Raw genomic sequence first — 24,908 nt, 5'->3', positions numbered from 1 at the left:
CGGGCAGCCTACCACCTGCGCGCAATCTTCACGCGGCTGCGTCGTCGAACAGCGCCTCGCGGAAGGTGAGACCGGCAGCCGGCGGCCGCAGCACGTCTTTCTCGCGCAGGATCGGCAGGATCTCCTGCGCGACGCGGGGGAAGGAATTGCCACCCTTCAGCACGAAGCCATCGGCCGCGCGCGCCTCGAACCAGGCGGCCATCTCGCCGGCGATGTGCGAGGGCGTGCCGATCAGCGTCAGATGGCCGAATTCGAAGACATCGGAGAGGAAGCGGCGCAGCGTCTGGTCCGGGCGGCTGAGATATTTGCGCAGCAGTAGGCCGCGGCTGCGGCGACGCTCCACCTGGCGCAGCGCGGCTTCCCCGGGGATGGCCTCGGCCGGGATGCGCTCGTCGAGCTCCAGCGTGTCGATGCGGAACAGCGGCGCCTCGCGCACCAGCTTGTCGCGATAGGCGAGCAGCGCGCGGTCGGTGAACTGCGCCTGGTAGAGATCCTCGGCCTCGGCCTGGCTGTCGGCGACGAAGATGTTCAGCCCAGGCAGGATCTTCAGCTGCGCGGCGGGGCGTCCGGCGGCGACGGTGCGACGCTTGAGCTCGGCATAGAAATCGGCGCCGGTCTCATGGTCGGGGGCGGCGGCGAAGACGATCTCGGCATGGCGGGCGGCGAAGTCCAGCCCTTCGTCGGAGGCGCCGGCCTGGACGATCACCGGCCGCCCCTGCGGCCCCGGGGGAATGTCCAGCGGCTCCTTCACCTTGAAGAACTCGCCGGCGAAGTTGGTGTCGCGGATCTGCTTCGCATCGAAGAGCGGGCCCTGCGCGCCATAGCTGACCGACCCCGGCAGCCAGCCATCCCACAAGCGATAGGCGACCTGCATGAACTCCTCGGCCTTGCGGTAGCGCTCGGCCAGCGGCAGCAGCGTGCCGTCGCCGAAATTGCCCTCGCCGTAATAGGAGGTCACGACATTCCAGCTGGCGCGGCCGTCGCTGATATTGTCGAGCGAGGTGAAGTAGCGCGCGACGTTGTAGGGCTCGTTGAAGGAGGTCGATTCGGTGATGATCAGCCCGAGCCGGCTGGTGTGCTGCGACAGCGCGCTGAGCAACGTCAGCGGCTCGAAGCCGGGGCGTGGCCGCACGCTGCCCTTGGAGATGTCGAAGCCGAGAAAGTCCGGCTTGAAGATGGCGTCGAAGCCGGCGCTTTCGGCGAGCTTGGCATGGGCGATGAAATTGGCCAGGCCCAGCCGCCGCGGGTCGCGCTGGCGCTCCGGATTGCTCTGGTACAGCGCGTTCGGGTCAGCGAAGGCGACCAGGATCATGCGGTCTTGACGGCGGGACATCAGTTCTCTGTCTCCTGATCAACCAGGAAGGATTCGCGGGATGCCGCGGCGGGGCGCGGAATGGAATCGAGCAGCAGCCGGGTATAGGCCTCGCGCGGCCGGCTGAAAATCTGCGCGACCGGGCCCTGCTCGACCACTTGGCCGTGGCGCAGCACGGTGACGCTGTCGGCCAGCTGGCGGATCAGCGCCAGGTCGTGCGAGACGAAGAGATAGGTCAGGCCGAGCTGCGCCTGCAGGCGGAACAGCACCTCGACGATGCCGGCCTGCACGGTGACGTCGAGCGCTGAGGTCGGCTCGTCCAGCACCAGCACCTTCGGCCGCAGGATCAGCGCGCGGGCGATGGCGACGCGCTGGCGCTGGCCGCCGGACAGCGCGCCGGGGCGGCGGCGCAGCACCTGCTCGGGCAGGTCGACGGCGCGCAGGGCCTCGATGACCTGCGCCTGGCGGTCGCCGCGATGGCCGACATCGTAGCGCTGCAAAGGCTCGGCGATGATGCCGCCGACGCTCCAGGTGGGATCGAGCGAGGTGAAGGGGTTCTGATAGACCAGCTGCAGCTCGCGCCGCAGGCCGCGCAGCCGGTCGGGCGCATCGGTCGCGACCGGCGTGCCGGCGACGGCGATATGGCCGCGATCCGGCCGTTCCAGCCCGAGCAGCAGCCGCACCAGCGTGGTCTTGCCGGAGCCCGATTCGCCGACCAGCGCATGCGTCGTGCCGGCCGGCACGCCGAAGGAGACATCCTGCACCGCGCGGACGCTGCGGCCCTCCGCCTGGAAAGTCTTCGAGACGCCGTCGACATGGATCGCCTCGCCGGCGCCGGGCTGTCGCGCTGTCGCAGCGCGGAACCGCTCCGGATTCAGCGCCGGCACATCCGCCTGCAGCCGCCGCGCATAGGCCGAGCGGGGCTGGCGGAAGACCTGGTCCGCGGTGCCCCGCTCCTGCACCTGCCCGTCCTTCAGCACCACCACGTCATGCGCGCGCTCGGCGGCGATGGCCAGGTCATGGGTGATCAGCAGCAGGCTGATGCCGAGCTCCGCCTGCAGCGCGCCGAGCAGGTCGAGGATGCGTTTCTGGATGGTGACGTCGAGCGCCGAGGTCGGCTCGTCGGCGACGATCAAGGCTGGGCCTGGCAGGATGGCCAGGCCGATCAGAACCCGCTGCAGCATGCCGCCGGAAAGCTGGTGCGGATAGGCGTCGTAGAGTCGCGCCGGATCGGCCAGGCCGATGCGGGCGAAGGTCTGCAGGATGCGCGCGCGCCGCGCCGCGACATCGGGCAGGTCGAGCAGCCGCGCCGCCTCCTGCGCCTGGGCGCCGATGCTGCGCACCGGGTTCAGCGCGTTCTGCGGGTCCTGCGGCACGAAGCCGATGGCGCGGCCACGCAGGGCGCGCAGCCGTGCCTCGGGCAGCGCCAGCAGGTCCTGGCCCTGGAACAGGATGCGGCCGCGCGCCGTGCCGCTGGCGGGCAGCAGGCCGCAGAGCGCGCGGGCGATGGTCGACTTGCCGGAGCCCGATTCGCCGATCAGCGCCAGGCTGCGGCCGGCGTGCAGCGTGAGATCGACGTCGTGCACGGCGGGCTTGTTGCCATAGGCGATGGACAGGCCGCGGATGGCGAGCAGATCGGCCGGCGGGGAGACAGCGTTCATCGGGGCGTCCCAGGCATCAGGCCGCGTGGCGGATCCAGCGGCTGATGCGGTTGATGGCCAGCACCGTGACGACGATGACCGTGGCGGGGGCGAAGACCAGCCAGGGCGAGCTGGGATAGTCCTTGCCATTGGCGACGAGCAGCCCCCAATCGGCCGCCGGCGGCGGGTCGCCATAGCCGAGGAAGGCGAGGCCGGCGATGGTCAGGATCGAGGTGCCGAATTGCAGCACCGCCAGCGCGACGACGGAGCGATAGGCGTTGGGCAGCACATGGCGCAGCAGCACATGCGCGGCGCGGCCGCCGACCAGCACCGAGGCCTCGACGAAGACGGCGGTGGAGGTCTTCATCACCTCCGAGCGCATCAGCCGCGCGAAGACGGCGACGGAGGCGACGCCGGTCGCGACGGCGACATTGATGGTCTGGAAGCCGAAGGCGCTGACGATGACGACGGCGAGCAGAAAATTCGGGATGGCCAGCAGCATGTCGATCAGCCGGCCGATCACGGTGTCGACCCAGCCGCCGAGGAAGCCGCTGGCAAGGCCCAGCAGCCCGCCGATGGCCAGCCCGATCAGCGTCGCGATCAGCGCGCTGGTCACCGAAGACCAGGTGCCCTGCACCACGCGGGCATAAAGGTCGCGCCCCAGGTGATCGGTGCCGAACCAGTTTGTCGCTGAGGGTGGCAGCAGCTTCTGCGCGGTGAGGCCGAGGAAGGGGTCGTGGCTGCTGAACAGCGACGGCGCCGCCGACCAGGAGACGACGAGGGCCAACACGGCGAAGGCCAGCAGCACGGCGAGCGGCTGCGCGCCGATCCAGGCGAGCGGGCGCGGCGGAGACAGCGTCGTGGCGCTCATGCCAGCCGCTCCGCCGTGTCGTCGCGGGCTGCCGTGTCGCGCCGGCGCAGCCGCGGGTCGAGCAGCGGGTAGAGCAGGTCGGCCAGCAGATTGACCAGGACGAAGACCACGGCGGCGAGCGAGACCACTGATTGCAGCACGGGGAAATCCTGCGTCACCACGGCGCTCTGCACCAGGGAGCCGACGCCCTTGCGGCCGAAGATGGTCTCGGTGATCAGCGAGCCGCCCAGCAGCTCGCCGATGCTCAGCGCGATCATCGTCACCACCGGCAGCGCGGAAGGCCGCAGCTGGTGCCGCAGGAAAAGCTGCGAGCGGCGCAGCCCGCGCGCCTGGGCGACAGCGAAATATTCCTGGCCGGCCTCGTGGTCGAGATTGGCGATCAGCACCTCGGCGATCTGCGCCGAGACCGGGATGCCGAGCGCCAGCGCCGCGAAGAAGGTCGCGGCCAGGCTGTTCGGCTGGGTGATGCGGAACAGGCCGAGCTGGAAGGCGAAGACCTGGATCAGCACCAGGCCGATGACGAAGCTGGGCACCGAGAGCGACAGCGCCGGCAGCACCCGCGCCACGCCCTGACCCCAGCGCCGTGGCAGGTTCTGCGAGGCATAGGCGATCAGCAGCGCCAGCAGCAGCGCCACCAGCATGGCCGACCCCGCCAGCAGCAGGGTGGAGGGCAGCGCCTCCAGCAGCATGCTGGAGACCGGGCGGTTGGAGCGCAGCGAGATGCCGAGATCGCCGAGCGCGAAACGCGAGATCGCCATCCACCATTGCTCGAGCACCGGGCGGTCCAGCCCGTAATGGGCGATGATCGGCGCGATCTCCTCCTCGGTGAAGCCGTTCTCCGGATCGAGCAGCATGTTGCTGATCGGATCGCCCGGCAGCACCGAGATGATCAGGAAGGTGAAGCTGTAGGCCAGCAGGATGACGACCAGCGCCTGGCCGATGCGCCGCGCCGCCTGCGAGAGGGAGGTGTTGCGGGTCACGGCGCGGCGGCCTTCAGCCCTCGAGCCAGGCGCCGTAGTAGAGCGCGTAGCCGGCGCCGCTATAGGCCTCGCCCTTCACCTTGGCGGCCTGGACGTAGAGGCGCTGGTTCAGCTGCGCGGTCGGGATGAACAGCCCCTGCTCCAGCACATAGCGCTGCGCTTCCTTCAAGGTCTCAGCGCGGGCCCTGCGGTCGACGGCATGGGCGATGTCGCGGGCCAGCCGGTTCAGCGTCTCGTTGCTCTGGCCCAGCTTGAACCAGTTGTCGCCCTTGTCGGCATCGGTCAGCACATTGCCGACCACGCCGGCATCGAGGAAGCTGCGGCTGACCTCGCGCAGCGGCACGCTGTCATTGTTGCGCACCCTGGCGTTGAAGGTGGCGATGTCGACCACCTGCAGCCGCGCGGCGATGCCGACCTTCTGCAGCTGCTGCACGATGACCTCGTCGACCTGCTTCGAGGTATTGACCCAGGGGCTGGCGAAGAGGTTGAAGCGCAGCTTGTCGGCGCCCTTGGCACGAATGCCGTCGGCGCCGCGCTGCCAGCCGGCCTCGTCCAGCAGCCGGTTCGACTTCGCCGGATCATAGGCCAGCAGCGCGCTGAGATCGGCGGCCTCCGGCACATTCGGCTGCAGCAGGGTGGTGACCGGCTTCCAATCCTCGGTGAAGACGGTGTCGAGGATCTCCTGCCGGTCGATCGCGTGCTGCAGCGCCTGGCGGACGCGGACATCGTCGAAATGCGGGGCGCAGGTGTTGACGCTGAAGCCGCTGACGAAACCGAGGCTATCCGGCGCCACCACGCGGATGCCGCGCGCCTTCAGCGGCCGCAGCTCATGCGGCGCGATGTTCAGCGCGATCTCGGCCTGGCCGGATTGCAGCGCGGCGGCGCGGATGGCGGCGTCCTTGACCACCTTGAAGGTGATGCGCTCCAGGCTGGCCGGGCCGGAATGGGCGATGGCCTGCGGGCCCCAGCGATAGTCCTGGCGGCGGCGCAGCACGACATTGTCGCCCTCCAGCCAGGATTCGACGACGAAGGGGCCGCTGCCGAGCTGCTTGTCGAGATTGCCGAGCTCCTCGGCCTTCAGGTTCAGGCTGGCCACCGAGCGCAGCAGCGTCTTGTGGTAGCCCAGCGTCGGGATGAAGCTGAGCGTCGGCCCGGTGAAGCTGACCTTCACCCGGCGGTCGTCCAGTGCCTCGACGCCCTTGTAGGTGGTGGAAGGGAACAGCCCGAGGCGGCCGACGCCGCGGCTGGTGTCGCCGCGCGCCCAGAGCTCGATATTCGCGGCCACCGCCTGGGCGTTCAGCGGCGATCCGTCGGAGAAGGTCACGCCGTCGCGCAGATGCAGGATGAATTCCGTCTGGCTGGCATTCTCTTCCCAGCGCTCGGCGATCCAGGGGGTGGCATCGCCTTTCTCGTCGACATGCACGAGCTTGTCGGCGATCTGGCCCCAGACGATGCCGGTATAGGTGTCGACCTTCTCGTTCAGGCCCCAGCCGCTGTCGAGCGAGCTGATCAGGAAGGTCAGCTCGCCACCCGCGCGACGCTGCGCGGCGCCCTGGGCGAAGGCGGGCGCGGCCAGCATGCCGGCGGAGCCGGAGAGCAGCTGGAGCAGCGCGCGGCGGTCGATGGGCATGGTGGTTCTCCTGGCGAGGTCCGTCCGGTCGCCGCTGCCCGCCAGAGGGGGAGGGCAGCGGCGCAGGCGACCATAATGCACGATTTCATTAAGCGCTATAAGTGGAATGCACATTTCTGCACTAACATCAGAAGTGTTATTGTGCCGCCGATCAGCGGCTGCGCAGATGCGGGTTGAGGCAGTCGTTCAGCCCTTCGCCCAGAAGGTTGAAGGCCAGCACTGTGACGATCAGCGCGATGCCGGGCAGGCCGCAGACATACCAGGCCTCGATCAGCTGCTCGCGGCCGCCGCCGATGATGGTGCCCCAGCTCATCACATTCGGATCGCCGAGGCCCAGGAAGGCCAGCGCCGCCTCGGTCTGGATCGCATGGGCGATGGTCAGGCTGGAGATGGCGATGACCGGCGGCAGGGCGTTCGGCAGGATCTGCGTCCAGAGCAGCCGCAGCGTGCCAATGCCATAGGCCTCGGCCGCGAGGATGAAGTCGCGGCCGCGCAGCGACAGCACCTGCGCCCGCACCAGCCGCGCCGTCGCCGGCCAGGAGACGATGCCGATGGCCAGCACCGCGGTCGCGACCGAAGGACGGAAAACCGCGACCAGCACCACCGCCAGCACGAAGGTCGGCACCGTCTGGAACAGCTCCGTCAGCCGCATCAGCGCCGCGTCGATGCGCCCGCCATAGAAGCCGCCCAGCGCGCCGACCAGCGTGCCGAGCACCGTCGCGATCAGCGTGCTGACCAGGCCGACCATCAGCGAGACCCGCGCGCCGGAGACCAGCCCGGTCAGCATGTCGCGCCCCATCACGTCGGAGCCGAGCGGATTGGCCGGGTCCTCGCCGGGCCAGAGCATGGGCGGCGCCGCCATCTCCCACGGGTCGCCGGGCCAGAGCAGCGGGCCCGCTGCTGCCAGCAGCAGGATGGCGATGAGCAGCAGCAGGCCGAGGGCGCCCTGGCGGTGCATCAGCAGCCGGCGCAGCAGGCCGGGATGGCGCGCGCTCATGCCCGGCTCGCGCCCGGCGCCACGCGCGGATCGACCAGGCCGTAGAGCCGGTCGATGGCGATGTTGACGATGACGACAAGGATCGAGCTGAAGAAAAGGATGCCGAGCAGCAGGTTCAGGTCGCGCGTGCGGATCGCCTCATAGGCCAGGCGGCCGAGGCCGGGCCAGGAGAAGACGGTCTCCACCAGCACCGCGCCGCTGAGCAGCGAGGCGGCCTGGTAGCCCGCCATGGTGACCATCGGCAGCAGCGCGTTGCGGAAGGCGTGGTTGATGGTGATGCGCCATTCGCCGGCGCCCTTGGCGCGGGCGGTGCGGATGAAGTCGGCGCCGTGCAGCTCCAGCATGGCGCTGCGCACCAGCCGCGCATAGACGGCGAGGTAGAAGGTGCTGAGCGTCACCGCCGGCAGCACCAGATGCGCCGCGATGTCGCGCAGCAGCGCCCAGCCGCTGTGCCCGGCGCCGATGGTCAGCATGCCGCCCGAGGGCAACCAGCCGAGCCGCGCCGAGAACAGCACGATGGCCATCAGCCCGAGCCAGAAGGTCGGCACCGCGTAGCTGAGCAGCGTGACGCCGGAGACCACGGTGTCGAGCCAGCCGCCGACACGCCGCGCCGAGAGGATGCCGGCCAGCGAGCCCAACAGGATCGCCAGCAGCAGCGCCGAGACCATCAGCAGCAGCGTCGGCGGCAGCCGGGTCAGGATCAGCTCCCGCACCGGCAGGTTGAGGCGGTAGGAATGGCCGAGATCGAGGCTGGCGAGCTGTCCGAGGTAGCGCAGGTATTGCAGCCAGACCGGCTGGTCCAGGCCGAAGCTGCGGCGCAGCTCGGCCATGGTCTCGGGCGTCGCGGCGCCGGCCTCGCCGGCCAGGACGTCGACGACATCGCCAGGTGCCAGCTGCAGGATCAGGAAGTTCAGCGTGGCGATGCCGAACAGCACCGGCACCACCTGCAGCAGCCGGCGGAGCAGCGGCGGCATGCCGCCGCTGGCCTCGGCCTTCAGCGCGCCGGCGCCAGCCATGCATCCTCCAGGCCGGCGAACATGCCATCGCCTTGCGGGCGTTCCTTGCGGAAGCGCGCGGTGGAGACGGTGGTCCAGGTCAGCTCCACCAGGTCGAGGATCGGCGCGTCCTCCTGCACGATCTCCTGCCAGCGGGTGACGAGGGCACGGCGCTTCCCGAGATCGCCTTCGGCGGCGGCGGCTTCCATGATGCGGTCGAGCTCGGGGTTGGAATAGCCGGAGCCGTTGGTCCAGGGCGCGCCCTTCACGATGTTCTTCGTCCAGTAAAGGCGCTGCACGCCGAGCGTCGGATCGGGCAGCTTGTGCAGGCTGGAGGTCATGATGTCGTAGTCGCCATCGGTGTAGACGCGGCGCAGATAGGCGGCCGAGTCCTCGATGATCAGCTCCAGCTCAATGCCGATGCGGGCCAGCGCCTGCTTGATGAACTCGCCGGCGCGGTTGGATTCCAGGCTGTCGCCGCTGCCGGAGACCAGGTTGATGCGGAAGCGCTTGCCATCGGCGCCACGCTTGAAGCCGGCGGCGTCGAGCAGCTCCTCGGCGCGTTTCGGGTCGAAGCCCTGCGGATTGCCGCGCGCATAATACTGGCTGACGGAAGACGGGATCGGTCCCGTCGCCGGCTTGCCATAGCCCTGCCAGACCAGCCGCACCAGCGCCGCACGGTCGATCGCATGCGACAGCGCCTGGCGCACCCGCTTGTTGCTGACATAGGGGCGCCGCACATTGATCTGCGCCAGGAAGATCGAGGCGAGGAAGCGGCCGTCATCGGTGTTGATCGTGTACTTCGCCGCATCCGAGAAGCGGCGCAGGCTGGTCACCGGGATCAGCGAGCCGATGGTGACGTCGATCTCGCCCGCCTCCAGCGCGACGCTGCGCGCCACCGGATCGGGGATGAAGCGGAACAGCACGCCGTCGAGATAGGGCTTGCCCGGCTGCCAGTAGTCGGCGTTGCGCTCCAGCGCGACATGGCTGCCGCGCACCCATTCCTTGAACTTGAAGGGCCCGGTGCCGATCGGCGCGACATTCGCCGGGTTCTGCAGGACGTCGGTGCCCTCATAGACATGGCGCGGCAGGATCTGCGCGCCATAGGTGTTGATGTAGTTGAACAGATAGGGCGCCGGCGCCGAGAGGCGGATGGTCACCGTGTGATCGTCCGGCGCCTCCACCGCCGTCACATTGGCGAAAACGGCGCGGCCGAAGGGATGCAGCTTCTTCCAGACTTCCAGCAGGGTGAAGCGGACATCGGCGCTGGTGAAGGGCTTGCCGTCATGCCAGCGGACATTGCGGCGCAGGTTGAAGGTGACGCTGAGCCCATCCTCCGCCGTGTCCCAGGATTCGGCCAGCGCCGGCACCGGCTTCAGCTCCAGATCGTAGCTGACCAGGCCTTCGAGGATCTTCGACGAGACCATGCCGATGTTCATCGTGGTGATGAAGGCGGAGGTCAGGATCGGCGGCTCGGCCACCACGATGCGCGCGGTGCCGCCGCGCGTCGGCGTGGCGGCATGCGCGGCATGGCCCTGCGCCAGGGCCATGCCCGGCAATCCAGCAAGGCCGAGGCCGGCCAGCATCAGGTCGCGTCGGTTCATCGGAGGGTGCTTTCGCGAAAGGGCTGCGCGCCGCGGCGGGCGCGGGAAGGGGGGTGGGCCATGCGGCTATCCGGCCGCCTGCGCCGCGGCGGGCAGGCGGGCCAGCGCGCCCTCGATCGGCTGCGGGTCGCGCAGCAGGTGCAGGATCGGACAGTTCTGCTGGACCGCGGCATGCAGCCGGGCCAGGTCGGCCTCCGGGGCGGGCGAGTCCAGCGCGACGGTGTAGCGCAGCGCATGCGGGTTGCGCGGCACCTGCTCGAAGCCCGGCTGGCCGCTGCGCGGGTCGATCTGGCCATCGACCTGCACCTCGACCCGGTTCAGCGGGATCTGCAGCAGCGCCGCCTGGATCAGGAAGGTATGGGTCAGGCAGCTGCCCAGCACGCCCAGCTGCAGCTCCGGCGAGCTCGGGCCCAGGTCATAGCCGGCGAAGCTCTCGGGGCTGTCGCTGATCAGCTGGAAGTCGCGGATGCGGATGCGGCGGATGCCGCTGCGGCCCTCGGCGCGGACCTGGGCGCGCAGCGGCTGCGGCGCGGCATCCGGCCGGGCCGCGCGGTCGCGCAGGCGGAACAGCGCGTCGCGCTTCTGGGCGAGGTAGTCGATCAGGCTGGACATGGCGGGCTCCGGGGCAAGGGCTGCGCGGCCTTGGCCCAGACCAATCAATTAGCGGTCCATAAAAGTCAATATCGTAAATACCTTCACCAAACCGTATGATAGCGCGAGTGTCGCCCGCCCGGCCGGGACGCAGGTGCCGCTCCGTTGAAAGATAAGCCGTCCAAACAGCATCTTGCTGTCCCTCGACCCGTTGGCAGGCAGGGCCGGGGCGCGCCGGCGGCCAGCCCCCGGGGTCCTGCCAAGGGGTCAGGGCACACGTGGACGTGGCCATTAAGCACGAATCATTGTCGCTAGAACGTTGACGCACGAAATCATAGGGTGATTAATAGCCGCCCCGGTGCCGGCTTGGCGCCCGTTGCCGACCCCACCCTGTCCGACACGGCGGCACCGCCGCCGCGCGCCCTGAGCCGGAGTTCCGCGCCATGCGCTACCGCCTGAGCCTGCTCGACAAGAGCCCGATCCCCGCCGGCGCCAGCGCCGCCGAGGCGCTGCAGAACACCCTGGCCCTGGCGCAGCGGGCGGAGCAGCTCGGCTATCACCGCTTCTGGGTGGCCGAGCATCATGGCAGCCCGGGCCTCGCCAGCGTCGCGCCCGAGGTGCTTTCCGCCTTCATCCTGGCGCGCACCAGCCGCATCCGCGTGGGCTCCGGCGGCGTCATGCTGCAGCACTACGCCCCCTACAAGGTCGCCGAGACGTTTTCGCTGCTGGCGACGCTGGCGCCGGGCCGCGTCGATCTCGGCGTCGGCAAGGCGCCGGGCGGGCTGCCCTTCTCCACCCGCGCGCTGCGCGGCGACGCGCAGGATTTCGCCGCGCGCTTCGCCGAGCTCGAAGGCTTCCTGGCGCGCAGCCTGCCGCCCGAGCATCCGCATGCCGCGGCGCAGCTGACGCCGTCGCCGCCCGAGGCGCCGCAAAAGATCCTGCTGGGCGCCAGCGCCGACAGCGCGGCGCTGGCGACGCGGCATGGCTGGCTGTTCTGCTATGCCGGGCATCTGAATGGCGACGATGCCAAGCTGCGCGACAGCCTGGCGCGCTACCGCGCCGACAGCGGCCAGGCGCCGCTGCTGGCGCTGCATGTGCTGGCCGATGCCAGCCGCGCCGAGGCCGAGCGCCGCGCGGCGAGCTTGCGCACCTACAAGGTGCATCTGCCGAACGGCCAGAGCTTCAACCTCGGCACCCGCGCGGCGGCCGAGGAATATGCGCGCCAGGCGGGTGCCACGAGCTGGCGCATCGAGGAGGTGCGGCCCAGCCTGCTGGCCGGCAATCCGGACGATATCCATGCCGCGCTCGGCGCGCTGCAGCGCGAGCACGGCATCGCCGAGTTCATCCTCGACACGCCGGCCACCGCCTTCGCCGAGCGCGCCGGCATGCTCGACCTGCTGGCCCCCGCGCGCCAGCCCGTCGCCGCCTGAGCAAGGACATCCTGCCATGACCGACAAGAAGATTCCGCTGGGCGTCATGCTGCATGGCGCCGGTGGCCATATGAACGCCTGGAAGCATCCCGCCGGCCCGGCCGATGCCAGCGTCAACCTGCGCTTCTACATCGACAGCGCGAAGAAGGCCGAGGCTGCCGGCATCGCCTTCGCCTTCGTCGCCGACGGCCTCTACATCAACGAGAAGTCGATCCCGCATTTTCTCAACCGCTTCGAGCCGATCTCCATCCTGTCGGCGCTGGCGACGGTGACCGACAAGATCGGCCTGGCGGGCACGGTCTCCACCTCCTACAGCGACCCTTTCACCGTGGCGCGCCAATTCGCCTCGCTCGACCTGATCAGCGGCGGCCGCGCCGGCTGGAACGTGGTGACCTCGCCGCTGGAGGGCTCGTCGCGCAACTACGGCCGGCCGCATCCCGAGCATGCGCTGCGCTACAAGATCGCCGACGAATATCTGCAGGTGGCGCAGGGGCTTTGGGATTCCTGGGAGGATGGCGCCTTCCCGCGCAACCGGGAGACCGGGCAGTTCTTCGATCGGACGAAGTTCCGCCGCCTGGACCATGATGGAAAATACTTCCGCGTCGAGGGGCCGCTGAACATCCAGCGCTCGCCGCAGGGCCAGCCGGTGATCTTCCAGGCCGGCTCGTCGGAGGATGGCATCGACCTGGCCGGCAAGTATGCCGATGCCGTCTTCACCAACGCGCCCTCCTTCGCCGAGACGCATCGCTTCCGCCAGGCGGTGCGCGCCAGCGCCGCGAAGCATGGCCGCGATCCCGGCCAGACGAAGATCATGCCCGGCATCGGCCCGATCACCGGCACGACGCGGGCCGAGGCCGAGCAGAAATACGCGGCTATCCGCGACCTGCTCAGCATCGACGAGGCGCTCGCCTATCTCGGCCGCTTCTTCGATCATCATGATTTCTCGGTCTATCCGCTGGACGCGCCCTTTCCCGAATTGGGAGAAATCGGCGCCAACAGCTTCCGCTCCACCACCGACCGCATCAAGCGCGACGCGCGGGAGAAGGGGCTGACGCTGCGCCAGGTGGCGCTGGCCTCGGCGACGCCGAAGCCGCATTTCATCGGCAGCGGCGAGGAGGTCGCCGACGAGATGATCCGCTGGATCGAGGAAGGCGCCGCCGACGGCTTCATCCTGGGCTTCCCGGTTGTCGCCCAGGGGCTGGACGACTTCATCCGGCATGTGCTGCCGGTGCTCGAGGCGCGCGGCCGGCACGACCCGGTGCTGCGCGGCGCCACGCTGCGCGAGAATCTCGGCCTGCCCTATCGCGCCATCCGCGCCGCCGCGCCGGCCGAGCCCGCGCTGGCGGAGGTGTCGTGAGCGCCACGCTGCTGCGACCCGGGCCGCTGGCGCGCATCGCCGAGGGCATCGCGCCCTTCGTCGCGCTGCGCCGCGACCTGCACCGCCATCCGGAGCTCGCCTTCGCCGAGCACCGCACCGCCGAGACCGTGGCGCGGCTGCTCGCCGGCTGGGGCTATCGTGTCGACACCGGCATCGCCGGCACCGGCGTGGTGGCCACGCTGCAGCGGGGCGAGGGGCGCCGCAGCCTGGGCCTGCGCGCCGACATGGATGCGCTGCCCATCGCCGAGCAGACCGGCCTGGCGCATGCAAGCCGCAATCCGGGAGCGATGCATGCCTGCGGCCATGACGGGCATGTCGCCATCCTGCTCGCCGCGGCGCAGGACCTGGCGCAGCATGGCGATTTCGATGGCCGCCTGACGCTGATCTTCCAGCCGGCGGAAGAGACCGGCTCCGGCGCCAAACGCATGATCGCCGAGGGGTTGTTCGACCGCTTCCCCTGCGACGCCGTCTTCGCCCTGCATTCCTGGCCCGGCGAGGCCGAGGGCCGCTTCGGCTTCGTCGAAGGCCCCGCCATGGCCGCGGTCGACCTGGCGCTGATCAGCATCCGCGGCCGCGGCGGCCATGGCGCGTCGCCGCAGGAGACGGTGGACCCCGTTGTCGTCGCCGCGCATGTCATCACCGCGCTGCAGACGGTGGTGTCGCGCAACCTCGATCCGCTGGACATGGCGGTGGTCACTGTCGGCGCCATCCATGGCGGCGAGGCGGCCAATGTCATCCCCGACAGCGTCGCGCTGAAGCTCACCGCACGCAGCTATCGCGAAGCCGCCCGCGCCTTGCTGGAACGGCGCATCCCCGCTATCACCCGCGCCCAGGCGGAAAGCTTCGGCGCCACGGCCGAGGTCGAGTATCGCCGCGGCTTCCCGGCGCTGGTCAACCACGCGGCCGAGACCGCTTTCGCCCGCGACGTCGCGCGCCGCCTGCTTTGCGACGACGCGCTGCTGCCCGGCTTCCGCCCGCGCACCGCCAGCGAGGATTTTTCCCACATGCTGGAAGTGCGGCCTGGCAGCTACATCTTTCTCGGCGCGGGCGAGGGGCCGTCCCTGCACAATCCGCGCTTCGATTTCAACGACGCTCTCCTGCTGCCCGGCGCCGCGCTGTGGTCCGGCCTGGCCGAGGCGTTCCTCTCCCCCGCCTGACGAGAAGGCATCCCATGCGCGACCGCATCGTCTCCACCACGCCGACCGATCCGCGCGCGCAGCCGCTGGTCGCGGCGCTGATCGAGGAATGTGACAGCCGCTACGGCGATTTCTTCGAACCTGCCGGCGCCGTGGTCGAGCTGAACCGCTACCCGCCCGAGGCCTTCGCCCCGCCGCATGGCCATTTCCTGCTGCTGCTGCGCGATGGCGAGACCATCGGCGGCGGCGCCTTCATGCGCTACGACGACGAGACCGCCGAGTTCAAGCGGGTCTGGACGCGGCACGACCTGCGCCGCCAGGGCCTGGCCAGCACCGTGCTGGCGGCGCTGGAGGCGGCGGCCCGCGCCCAGGGCTATGCGCGGATCTACCTGACCACTGGCTTCCGCCAGCCGGAAGCGGTGGGGCTGTACCGGCGCCGCGGCTATACCGCGCTCTACGACCCGACGGCCGACCTGCAGGCGCTGCGCAAGCTGCCTTTCGAGAAGCGGCTGACCGTCGCGGCCGAGCCCGCCCTGGCCTGAGGGCCGCGTTTTCCCCATTGCCGCCGGGGCCTGAAATCACCTATCGGGAATGTGTAAAACATTCCTGATGGATGGCGTGGATGCTGAATTCGGCGATTTCCCGGCGCGGCCTCGGCGGACTCCTGGCGCTCGGCGCCCTGCCGGCCAGCGCGGTGGCCCAGCCGGCGGCAGCGGTGAAGACCGTGCTGACCATCGCCACGGCCACCACGCCGAGCTCGGCCGACCCGCATTTCTACGCCTTCCAGCCGAACTTCAATCTGGCGCTGCATGTCTTCAGCCGGCTGGTCGAGCGCGACGCCCGGCTGCGCCCGATCCCCGGCCTGGCGCTCAGCTGGACGCCGGTCGAGGACAAGGTCTGGGAGTTCAAGCTGCGCCCGGGCGTGAAATGGCATGACGGGCGGGACTTCACCGCCGACGACGTGGCCTTCACCATCGCCCGCATCCCGACGGTCACCGGCAGCCCGGGCAGCCTCGCCGGCTATGTCCGCCCGATCATCCGCGTCGAGGTGGTCGATCCGCTGACGGTGCGGCTGCACACCGCCGGGCCGCATCCCTCGCTGCCCAACGACCTGACCTTCGTCGCCATCGTCTCGCGCCATGCCGGCGAGGGCGCGGCGACCGAGGACTACAACAGCCGCCGCGCGGCGATCGGCACCGGCCCCTACAAGCTCGCGGCCTTCCAGCCCGGCAGCACGGTGGAGCTGGTGCGCAACGACGCCTATTTCGGCGGCGCCGAGCCCTGGGAACGCGTGGTCTTCCGCATCATCCCGCAGGCCGGCGCGCGCAGCGCCGCGCTGCTGGCCGGCGATGTCGACCTGATCGACGAGGTCTCCTCCAACGACGCCCAGGCGCTGGCGCGCGATTCCCGCGTGCAGGTGGTGGAGACGCAGAGCACCCGCCTGACCTTCATGCAGCCGAGCTTCGCCCGCCCCGGCGAGCTGCCCGACATCACCGATGCCGACGGCAAGTCGCTGGCGAAGAACCCGCTGTTGGACTTGAAGGTTCGCCAGGCGCTGTCGCTCGGAATCGACCGCGCCGCGCTGGTGGAGCGGGTGATGGAGGGCCGCGGCACGCCGAGCGGGCAGTGGCTGCCGGCCGGCTTCTACTCGGCCAATCCGGCGGTCGGCGTGCCGGCCTTCGACGCCGAGCAGGCGCGCCGCCTGCTGGCCGAGGCCGGCTTCCCGCGCGGCTTCCGCCTGGTGCTGCACACGCCGAACGACCGCTTCGCCAATGACAGCCGCATCGCCCAGGCGGTGGCCCAGATGTGGACGCGGATCGGCGTGACGACGGTGGTCGACGCGCTGCCCTATGCCGCCTTCAGCGCCCGCGCCAGCCGCCAGGAATACGGCGTCTGGCTGCACAGCTGGGCGAGCTCGACCGGCGAGGCTTCCTATTTCCTCAGCAATGTCGTCAGCACCGTCGACCGCGCCAAGCGTGCCGGCGCCAACAATTGGAGCCTCTATTCCAATGCGGCGCTCGACGCGCTGACGGAAAAGTCCTTCACCATCCTCGAGCCCGGCGCGCGGGAGAAGGTGCTGCAGGAGGCCGTGCAGGCGGTGGCCGACGACCTGCCGATTATCCCGCTGTTCCACCTGTCGCTGGTCTGGGGCCTGCGGCCGGGGCTGCGCTTCGAGCCGAATATGAGCGGCTACACCGCGGCGACCATGGTGCGCCGCGGCTGACGGCCGGCGCGCACCCATCGCGGCGCGCCTTCTGCACGAATCAGGATGGCTGTTTATATATTTAACGCATAGGAAAATGTGAATAAGGTTCACCGTTCCGGCGCCGTCATGCCGGCGGAAGGAGCTATTCCATGCCCCTGCCCATTCCCCCATCCAGGCCAGCGCGCCGAAGCAGGGCCACGGCGCCGTTGCTGGCGGCGGCGCTGCTGCTGCTGCCCGGAATCGCCGCGGCGCAGAGCCTGAGCTTTGCGCTGAAATCGGCGCCCTCCACCAGCGATCCGCTGTTCCACAACCGCGTGGTCAACAACAGCCTCGCCGCGAATATCTTCGACCGGCTGGTGCACCAGGACGAGCGGCAGCAGCTGGTGCCGGGCCTGGCCACCGCCTGGCGCGCTATCGGCGACAACGCCTGGGAATTCACCCTGCGCCCGGGCGTCCGCTTCCAGGATGGCAGCCCCTTCGGCGCCGAGGATGTGGCGGCGACCCTGGCGCGCATCCCGCGCGTGCCGAACTCGCCCTCGGCCTTCACCATCTCCACCCGCGCCATCCGCCAGGTCGAGATCGTCGATGCCCACACGATCCGCTTGCACACCGAGGGTCCGGCGCCGCTGCTGCCGAACGATCTGGCCATCGTCAATATCATCTCGCGCCAGGCGCTGGCGGCCAGCACGGCCGACTTCAACAACGCGGCCCCCGCCACCATCGGCACCGGCCCGTTCCGCCTGATCCGCTTCACCCCGAATGAGGGCGTGGTGCTGCAGCGCTTCGACGGGCATTGGGGCGAGGCGCCGGCCTGGCGCGATGTCCGCTTCCGCTTCATCGCCAACGACGCCGCCCGCGTCGCCGCGCTGCTGGCCGGCGATGTCGACGCCATCGAGAATGTGCCGACCGAGGAGCTGGCGCGGCTGTCCGGCAATCCGGCCTTTCGCGTCAGCAGCGCGGTCAGCAACCGCATCCTGTTCCTGGCGCTCGACCATGCGCGGGCCGAGAGCCCGCAGGTCACCGATGCCGCCGGGCGGCCGTTGCCCGCGAACCCGCTGCGCGACCTGCGGGTGCGCCAGGCGATCTCCAAGGCGATCGACCGCCAGGGCATCGCCGAGCGCATCTTCCTGGGCGAGGCCGAGCCCGCCGGCGGGCTGATCGCCGAGGGCTTCGGCGGCGCCAGTCCCGAGCTGCGGCCGGAACCTTTCGATCCCGAGGCCGCCCGCGCCCTGCTGCGCCAGGCCGGCTATCCGGAGGGCTTCACCCTGGTGCTGCACGGCTCGCACGACCAGTATCCCAATGCCGGCCGCGTGCTGCAGGCGATCGGCGCCATGCTGACGCGCGTCGGCATCCGCGCCAGGGTCGAGCTGCTGCCGGCGGCGATCTTCAACGCGCGCTCGGCGGCGCCGCATCACGACTACGGCGTCATGCTGCTGGGCTGGGGCGCCGGCACCGGCGAGGTCTCCTCGCCGCTGCGCGCGCTGCTGGCCAGCGTCGATCCGGCGCGCGGCCTCGGCTCGGCCAATCGCGGCCGCTACGCCAATCCGGCGCTGGACGCGCTGCTGCAGCAGGCGCTGCGCAGCCTCGACGGCGGCGCGCGCGAGGGGTTGCTGCGCCAGGCCAGCGCCCTGGCGGTGCGCGACCTCGGCGTCGTGCCGCTCTACTACCAGCGCAATGCCTGGGCGACGCGGGCGCCGCTGCGCTACGCGGCGCGGGCCGATGAATACTCCCTGGCCCGCAGCGTCCGCCCGGCCGCCGATTAGGCCGGGGCTGCGGTTCGTCGTTTACACATCAAGAATGCTTAAATACAATTTACCACGAACCGTGAACGCATATGGGCGCCCGGCGCCCTTCGACCAGGATGAGGGCCGCGCCGCATGTCGCTTCCCACGCTGTCCAAGGTCCTTGCCGGCGTCCTGCTGCTCGGCGCGCCGGCGCTGGCCGCCGAGACGCCGGTGCCGGGCGGCCACCTGACCTGGGGCGTGACCACCGAGCCGGTCTGCTTCGACCCGCACCGCTCCTCGCAGCAGAACGCCTTCATCGCCATCTGCCACTATATCGATTCCCTGGTCGGCAAGCGCGCCGATGGCAGCTATTCGCCCTGGCTGGCACGCAGCTGGACGGTGTCGCCCGATGGCCGCGAATACAGCTTCGCCCTGCGCGAGGATGTCCGTTTCCACGACGGCGAGGTCTTCGACGCCGCCGCGGTGAAGGCCAATTTCGACCATGTTCGCGACCCGAGGAACACCACCAACACCGCCCGGCCGCTGCTGTCGCTGGACCGGGTCGAGGTGGTCTCGCCGTATGTCGTGAAGTTCGTGCTGAACCGGCGCGATTCCGGCTTCCTCGAGGCCACATCGAGCGTGAAGCTCGGGCTGATCTCGCCGAAGCGGCTGGCCAGCGGCGAAGGCCTTTGCAGCGGCGGCGCGCGGCGGGCCGGCACCGGCCCCTTATCGAGCCGGCTGATCGTCTGCGACGAGCCGGTCTCGGCGCTGGATATCGGTGTGCAGGCGCGGCGCGGCACGGCGCTGCTGCTCATCTCGCATGACCTGGCGGTGGTGAATGACCTGGCCGATCGCGTGCTGGTCTTCCAGGCGGGCAAGCTGGTCGAGCAGGGCGCCGCCGAGACGGTCTTCGCCACGCCGCGCCACGCCTATACGCGGGAACTTCCCGCGGCGCTGCCACGGATCTAGGGGAAGGGTCGTGACGCTGACGCCCATCACCCGCCCGATCGAGGCCGCCGCCGCGCTCTGGCGGCGGCTGCGCGACGAGGCGGAGCAGGCCTGCGCGGAATCGCCGCTGCTGGCGCCGCTGTTCCTCGGCAGCGTGCTGCACCAGCCCGACCTGGCCTCGGCGATCTTCCACCGCGTGGCGGTGCGGCTGGACGCGCCCGCGCTGCCAAGGCCGGTGCTGGAGCGCGCCTTCCGCCGCGCCGCGATCGCCACGCCGGTGATCGAGGCCGGCTTCTGCGCCGATCTTCTCGCTGTCGTCGAGCGCGATCCCGCCTGCCTGCGCATCCTCGAGCCGGTGCTCTACTTCAAGGGCTTCCACGCGCTGCAGACGCATCGCCTGGCGCATTGGCTGTGGCATTGCGGCGAGCGCGACTTCGCGCTGTATCTGCAGAGCCGCGCCTCGGAGGTGCTGCAGACCGACATCCACCCGGCGGCGCGCATCGGATCGGGCATCCTGCTCGACCATGCCACCGGGCTGGTGATCGGCGCGACGACGGTGATCGAGGATGCGGTGTCGCTGCTGCAGGGCGTGACGTTGGGCGGCACCGGGCATGATGGCGGCGACCGGCATCCGAAGATCCGCCGCGGCGTCATCATCGGCGCCGGCGCCACCATCCTCGGCCCGATCGAGGTGGGGGCAGGGGCCCGCGTCGCCGCCGGTTCCGTGGTGCTGGCGCCGGTGCCGCCGCGGACGACGGTGGCCGGGGTGCCGGCCCGCATCGTCCGCCGCGCAGCACCCGGCGCCGAGGCGCTCAGCGGCGACGAGATCCTGCGCGAGGTCGGCTACAACGCCTTCGACTACAACATCTGAGCGCCCGCCTCAGCCCGGCAGGAAATCGGCCACCGAGAAATAGCGCTCGCCGGTGTCGTAGTTGAAGCCGAGCACGCGCGCGCCGGCCGGCAGTCCGGGCAGCTTCTGCGCGATCGCCGCCAGCGTGGCGCCGGAGGAGATGCCGACCAGCAGCCCCTCCTCCCGCGCCGAGCGCCGCGCATATTCCTTGGCGTCGTCCGCGGCGACTTGGATCACGCCGTCGAGCAGCGCCGTGTCCAGCACCGCCGGGATGAAACCGGCGCCGATGCCCTGGATCGGATGCGGCGCCGGCGCGCCGCCGGAGATCACCGGCGACAGCACCGGCTCCACCGCGAAGACCTGCAGCGACGGCCAGGCCTGCTTCAGCACGCGGGCGCAGCCGGTGATATGGCCGCCGGTGCCGACGCCGGTGATCAGCGCGTCGAGCCCTTCCGGAAAGTCCGCCAGGATCTCCTGCGCCGTGGTGCGGGCATGCACTTCGGCATTCGCCGGATTCTCGAATTGCTGCGGGATCCAGGCGCCGGGGATCTCGGCCTGCAGTTCCTTGGCGCGCTCGATGGCGCCCTTCATGCCGCGCTCGCGCGGCGTCAGCTCGAAGCGCGCGCCATAGGCCTGCATCAGCCGGCGCCGCTCGATCGACATGGAATCGGGCATGACCAGCAGCAGCGCATAGCCTTTGACGGCGGCGACCATCGCCAGGCCGATGCCGGTATTGCCCGAGGTCGGCTCGATGATGGTGGCCCCGGGCTTGAGCGCGCCGCTGGCCTCGGCCGCCTCGATCATGGCCAGCGCGATGCGGTCCTTGATCGAGCCGCCGGGATTGCTGCGCTCCGACTTGACCCAGACCTCGGCGCCGGGGAACAGCCGGGCCAGGCGGATATGCGGCGTGCGGCCGATGGTCTGCAGGACGTTGTCGGCTTTCATCGGGGTCTCCTCGGTCTGGTGGGCAGGCGGGGCATGCAAGCCGAGGCGGCGGGTCCATGCAACGTGCAATCGCGTTGAACCTCAAAATCTACGATCCTGTCCAGCGATTAAAGTCGGGCTCAAGCCGCGGCGACATGCCCTGTCGCCGCGCTAGTTCGGGCAGCGGTCCTCCCGGCTCCAGTGGCGCGGGATACGCGGGCCGTTGAAGCCCGGCCGTCCGTCGGCGACGCGCTGCAGCAGGTCGCGGATCTCGGCGGCCACCAGCGTCACGCTGCGCGGGGTGGAATTGCCGCTGTGGCCGGCGATGTCGTCCAGGTCGACGATCCTGGCGTCCGGGGCATGGGCGGCGACCTCCATCACGCCGCTTGCGCCGGGGCTCAGCAGCTGGTCGAAGCAGTTCGGCATCAGCAGCAGCCGCGCCTTGATCGAGCGGGCGGCGGCGCGCAGATCGCCGTTGAAGGGCGGCGTCTTCGCGATGTCGTGGTCGACGATGGCCCAGGTGCGATAGACCCAGTCCCGCGCATCGGTGGCATTGCCCAGCTGCTCCGTCGTCGTCGCGTAGAACCGCTCGACCGAAGCGCGATCTTGGAACATCGCCGCGAAGGCATCGGAGGAGAAGCCGAAGGCGTTCTGGATATTGACGCCGATGCCGGTGCCGCGTCGCGGCGGGTCATTCGCCGGATAGGCGCCATCCTGCCACTTCGGATCCAGCATGATCGCCTGGCGCGCGGCTTCCCAGACGAAGTTGGTCTGCCGCGTCGCATGCGCCTGCGGCACGATGGGGATCACCGCATCCATGAAATCCGGATAGCTGACGGCCCATTGCAGGCTGCCGATGCCGCCCATCGAGATGCCGGTCACCGCGACCAGGTGGCGGATGTTCAGGCATTCCGTCAGCATCCGGTGCTCGGCCTGCACCATGTCGCGGATGGAGAAGCGCGGGAAGCGCATGTTCAGCCCCGAGCGGGTCGGCGAGGTCGTCGCATTCGGATCGGTCGAGGCGACGCCGAGCGTGTCGGGCTGGATGACGTAGTAGCGGTCGGTGTCGAGCGCGCGGCCGGGCCCGGCCAGGAAGCTCTGCGCGTCGCGATTGCCGCGCAGCCCGTGGATCGACAGGATGGCGTTGCTGCGCTCGGCATTCAGCGTGCCATGCGCGATGAAGGTCATCCGGACATTCGGGATGACGGCGCCGCTCTCGAGCTTGAGCTCGCCAAGCTCGCAAGTCTGCACCGGCGGCGCCTGCGCGGCCGCCAGGCCGGGGGCCGTCGCCGCGGCCAGGGCCAGCAGGCCGAAAGTCATGCGCCGCAGCCATGGATGTCGCGCGCCGCGCCGATGCGGATCGTGCCAATCTTGCATGTTGTCGTCCTCCCCAGGGTCTTCTGACGGCCCCGGGAAGGACCCTAGGATCAGCCCCGCCGCGCATCAATCGAAGACGCAACGACCAGGGCTGGAATCCGGCGACGGCTGCGGCGGCTCAGCTTGGCGGCGGCGCCGGGAAAGGCGCCGGGTCGGCGAAGCGGCGGATGATGTTGGTGACCAGCTTCGCCGCGACATTCTCGTAGCCATCGATCGGCAGGGCGCCGATGAAGTTCATCGAGCCGACCGAGAAGACCGCGCCGCCGCCCGGCGTCTCGAAGAAGGTGAGGTCGGAGCGGATGATGTCCTCCCGCGCCGCCGGCCAGGTGTGGTCGCGCCGCTCTTCGTTGACCGGCTGATAGGTTGGGTCGGTCAGCACGGCGCGGCCGATGATCAGCGCATGGCGCGGCGTGCCCAGCGAGACATCGGCGCGGTCGAGCTCATGCCCGGCAGCGCCGCCGCCCATCAGCCCGCGCTCGCCGAGCGGCGCGCCGGGCTCGGAGATTTCCTCGATGCCATCGCGCATGAAGGCGACACGCGGGTCGCGGATGGCGTCGAGGAAGGCGTAGGGGTAGCCGATATATTCGCCCTGGGTGCTGAAGCCGACGCCGACCAGCTGCTGCGGCGGCCGGCCCAGCCGGCGCCACAACCCGCCATAGCTGCCATCCTGCGCATGGTAGCTTTCGCCGGGCAGGGTTTCCCACAGCCGGATGCCGCCCTCGGCGCGGCGCAGCTCGAAGCTCCAGGGGCCGGTGCCATGCGGCACGACCTTCCAGTAGAAGCCGTTGCCGCCGAGATACATGAAGCGCCCGCCCTGGCCGAGATAGGCCTCCAGCGCGTCGAGCGTCTCCACCGTGTGGTATTCGGGATGCTGCCCGGTCAGCACGACATTGTAGTTGGCGAGCAGGCCTGCGCCTTCGGCATGCACGTCGTGGTCGGTGATCACCTCGAAGTCGATGCCCTTGCGGGTCAGCAGGTCGGTGACGTAGCTGTCGGCGGAAATCCAGTACAGGCCGGAGCCATCCTCGCTCGGATCGACCAGGTGGATCTGGTTGACGCGCTTGTCGATCATCGGCCGGCGCATGCTGGACATCACCACGCCGCTGCCGTCGGAATGGAAGTTGTAGGGCGAGACGCCATATTCCGGATGCCCGTCCGGCGCCTGCGGCAGCGCGCCCCATTCCAGCGAGCGTGGCGTGATGCGCGCCTGCCGCCCGGCCTTCTGGTACTGGCTGTAGACGGTGTAGCTGAAGGTGGGCGCCAGGAAGGCGACCTTGGCCTGGCTGCCCGGCACCTTGGCGCGCACATGGAAGACGATGTTGTCGCGCACCGTCCTGCCGTCGCGCTCGATCTCGAGATGCAGGGCGTAGACGCCGCTTTTCCAGTCCTCCGGCACGACGAAGGACAGCGAGGGCTGCCACGCCGCGTCGCCGATATCGTCGTCGTGGAAATGGATCGCGCCGTATTGCGACGGGTCCTCGGTCCAGCGATGCACGTCGCCGCGCCAGGTCGAGCCGGTCATCGCCCGGGTCGGCAGGTTGTGCAGCACGCCATGCGCGGCCTGCGCGCCGATATCCTCGATGCGATCCGTCTGCATCGCCCGCGACAGATCCCATTCGGCGATCGTCGGCCCGGCATCACCGGCAAGAATCCGCGGCCGCTCGACCTTGCCATTGAAATGCGCGCGCGCCGGGCCGTCGCGGCGCCCGGCGGCGATGGAGGCGGCGCCGTCGCCGCCGGGGAAAGCCGAGGCGGCGACAGAAACCTCGGCCGCCTCCACCCGATCCAGCCGCGGCTTCAGCGGGCGCTGCCGCAGCTGCAGCCGTCCCGAAGCGTCGATGGTGCAGGACAGCTCATGCCAGGCACGCTCGGTCAGCGGCACGGCGCTGCGCAGCAGCGTCTCGCCGCCGGGCGTGGTCACGCGGCACCAGGCGCCGTCCTCGCCGATGCCGAGCGCCAGCGCATGGCCGCCGCCGGCCCAGGCCAGCGCGACCTGGTCGCCGGCGGCCAGCCGCGTCGGCCAGACGGTGGCCGCCAGCGTGACCGGCCCGGCCGGCAGCGCCAGCCTCGGCACCTCGCCCCAGGACCCCAGGAAGACGTCCTGCTGCGTGCCCTGGTGCTCGCCTTCCAGCGGCCAGGCGGCGGGCACCTCGCGATAGCCGGGGCCACGCGGATTGGGGTCGCCGCAGAGCACGCGCGCGACGCGGGCCCGATAGGCGCCGCCGCCCTGCAGCGAGATCATGACGTTGATGGTCTCGCCGGGGCGCACGCTCCAGCGGTCGACATAGCCGGTGATGGCAAGCATGGTGCAGGGG

The 24,908-nt window shown here is 70.2% G+C and carries 20 protein-coding genes; 8 read left to right on the top strand and 12 right to left on the bottom strand.

The genetic code is table 11. The annotated features are described in order from the left end of the window. Positions 1 to 28: 28 nt before the first annotated feature. The 9 genes from GVN67_RS01125 to GVN67_RS01085 all read right to left on the bottom strand — a co-directional run bounded on the left by GVN67_RS01125 (position 29) and on the right by GVN67_RS01085 (position 10,641). Positions 29 to 1,333, bottom strand: coding sequence for an NtaA/DmoA family FMN-dependent monooxygenase (locus GVN67_RS01125; RefSeq protein ID WP_159992420.1), 1,305 nt, complete (start codon positions 1,331 to 1,333; stop codon positions 29 to 31). After that, positions 1,333 to 2,973, bottom strand: coding sequence for an ABC transporter ATP-binding protein (locus GVN67_RS01120; protein WP_159992419.1), 1,641 nt, complete (start codon positions 2,971 to 2,973; stop codon positions 1,333 to 1,335). Before GVN67_RS01120 ends, GVN67_RS01125 begins: the two co-directional genes overlap by 1 nt. Positions 2,974 to 2,989: 16 nt before the next feature. Then, entirely contained in the window at positions 2,990 to 3,823 is an 834-nt protein-coding gene (locus tag GVN67_RS01115; RefSeq protein ID WP_159992418.1) for an ABC transporter permease, read from the bottom strand. After that, a complete protein-coding gene (locus tag GVN67_RS01110; protein ID WP_159992417.1) occupies positions 3,820 to 4,803 on the bottom strand; it encodes an ABC transporter permease in 984 nt (327 codons plus the stop codon). The genes GVN67_RS01115 and GVN67_RS01110 overlap by 4 nt, the downstream gene beginning before the upstream one ends. Positions 4,804 to 4,816: 13 nt before the next feature. Continuing rightward, positions 4,817 to 6,433, bottom strand: coding sequence for an ABC transporter substrate-binding protein (locus GVN67_RS01105; protein WP_159992416.1), 1,617 nt, complete (start codon positions 6,431 to 6,433; stop codon positions 4,817 to 4,819). A 151-nt stretch (positions 6,434 to 6,584) separates the two neighbouring features. Beyond that, positions 6,585 to 7,430: an ABC transporter permease gene (locus tag GVN67_RS01100; RefSeq protein WP_235034892.1), complete on the bottom strand. Its 846-nt coding sequence runs from the start codon at positions 7,428 to 7,430 to the stop codon at positions 6,585 to 6,587. After that, a complete protein-coding gene (locus GVN67_RS01095) occupies positions 7,427 to 8,446 on the bottom strand; it encodes an ABC transporter permease (RefSeq protein ID WP_235034891.1) in 1,020 nt (339 codons plus the stop codon). Before GVN67_RS01095 ends, GVN67_RS01100 begins: the two co-directional genes overlap by 4 nt. Continuing rightward, a complete protein-coding gene (locus GVN67_RS01090) occupies positions 8,425 to 10,029 on the bottom strand; it encodes an ABC transporter substrate-binding protein (protein WP_159992415.1) in 1,605 nt (534 codons plus the stop codon). Before GVN67_RS01090 ends, GVN67_RS01095 begins: the two co-directional genes overlap by 22 nt. Positions 10,030 to 10,095: 66 nt before the next feature. Beyond that, a complete protein-coding gene (locus GVN67_RS01085; RefSeq protein ID WP_159992414.1) occupies positions 10,096 to 10,641 on the bottom strand; it encodes an OsmC family protein in 546 nt (181 codons plus the stop codon). Between the two features lie 422 nt (positions 10,642 to 11,063). On the opposite strand from GVN67_RS01085, the gene GVN67_RS01080 reads away from it, so the two are divergent. The 8 genes from GVN67_RS01080 (at position 11,064) to cysE (ending at position 20,313) form a co-directional block, all read left to right on the top strand. Then, complete coding sequence (locus GVN67_RS01080; protein WP_159992413.1) at positions 11,064 to 12,050, top strand: MsnO8 family LLM class oxidoreductase; 987 nt, start codon at positions 11,064 to 11,066, stop codon at positions 12,048 to 12,050. Positions 12,051 to 12,066: 16 nt separating this feature from the next. After that, positions 12,067 to 13,407: an LLM class flavin-dependent oxidoreductase gene (locus GVN67_RS01075; RefSeq protein ID WP_159992412.1), complete on the top strand. Its 1,341-nt coding sequence runs from the start codon at positions 12,067 to 12,069 to the stop codon at positions 13,405 to 13,407. Beyond that, the gene (locus GVN67_RS01070) at positions 13,404 to 14,585 is read left to right on the top strand and encodes a M20 aminoacylase family protein (RefSeq protein ID WP_159992411.1); all 1,182 of its coding nucleotides are present in this window, start codon (positions 13,404 to 13,406) and stop codon (positions 14,583 to 14,585) included. Before GVN67_RS01075 ends, GVN67_RS01070 begins: the two co-directional genes overlap by 4 nt. Before the next feature lie 14 nt (positions 14,586 to 14,599). Next, entirely contained in the window at positions 14,600 to 15,106 is a 507-nt protein-coding gene (locus GVN67_RS01065) for a GNAT family N-acetyltransferase (RefSeq protein WP_159992410.1), read from the top strand. 80 nt (positions 15,107 to 15,186) lie between these two features. Beyond that, complete coding sequence (locus GVN67_RS01060; protein ID WP_159992409.1) at positions 15,187 to 16,788, top strand: ABC transporter substrate-binding protein; 1,602 nt, start codon at positions 15,187 to 15,189, stop codon at positions 16,786 to 16,788. Between the two features lie 188 nt (positions 16,789 to 16,976). Continuing rightward, a complete protein-coding gene (locus GVN67_RS01055) occupies positions 16,977 to 18,533 on the top strand; it encodes an ABC transporter substrate-binding protein (RefSeq protein ID WP_159992408.1) in 1,557 nt (518 codons plus the stop codon). A gap of 114 nt (positions 18,534 to 18,647) precedes the next feature. Then, positions 18,648 to 19,463: an ABC transporter substrate-binding protein gene (locus tag GVN67_RS29855; RefSeq protein ID WP_159992407.1), complete on the top strand. Its 816-nt coding sequence runs from the start codon at positions 18,648 to 18,650 to the stop codon at positions 19,461 to 19,463. 10 nt (positions 19,464 to 19,473) lie between these two features. After that, complete coding sequence (gene cysE / locus GVN67_RS01045; RefSeq protein WP_200845069.1) at positions 19,474 to 20,313, top strand: serine O-acetyltransferase; 840 nt, start codon at positions 19,474 to 19,476, stop codon at positions 20,311 to 20,313. Between the two features lie 9 nt (positions 20,314 to 20,322). Here the strand turns inward: cysE and cysK are convergent, their stop codons facing one another. The 3 genes from cysK to GVN67_RS01030 all read right to left on the bottom strand — a co-directional run bounded on the left by cysK (position 20,323) and on the right by GVN67_RS01030 (position 24,898). Continuing rightward, on the bottom strand, positions 20,323 to 21,237 hold the full coding sequence (gene cysK, locus GVN67_RS01040; protein ID WP_159992405.1) for a cysteine synthase A: 915 nt from the start codon (positions 21,235 to 21,237) through the stop codon (positions 20,323 to 20,325). Positions 21,238 to 21,387: 150 nt separating this feature from the next. Then, positions 21,388 to 22,536 (bottom strand): alpha/beta fold hydrolase, encoded by a 1,149-nt coding sequence (locus GVN67_RS01035; protein WP_159992404.1) that lies wholly within the window; start codon positions 22,534 to 22,536, stop codon positions 21,388 to 21,390. 175 nt (positions 22,537 to 22,711) lie between these two features. Continuing rightward, a complete protein-coding gene (locus GVN67_RS01030) occupies positions 22,712 to 24,898 on the bottom strand; it encodes a N,N-dimethylformamidase beta subunit family domain-containing protein (RefSeq protein ID WP_159992403.1) in 2,187 nt (728 codons plus the stop codon). Positions 24,899 to 24,908 lie beyond the last annotated feature (10 nt).

This window comes from Roseomonas sp. 18066 (assembly GCF_902706185.1).
Lineage (GTDB): Bacteria > Pseudomonadota > Alphaproteobacteria > Acetobacterales > Acetobacteraceae > Pseudoroseomonas.
This window is presented reverse-complemented; position numbering and strand designations above follow the sequence as displayed.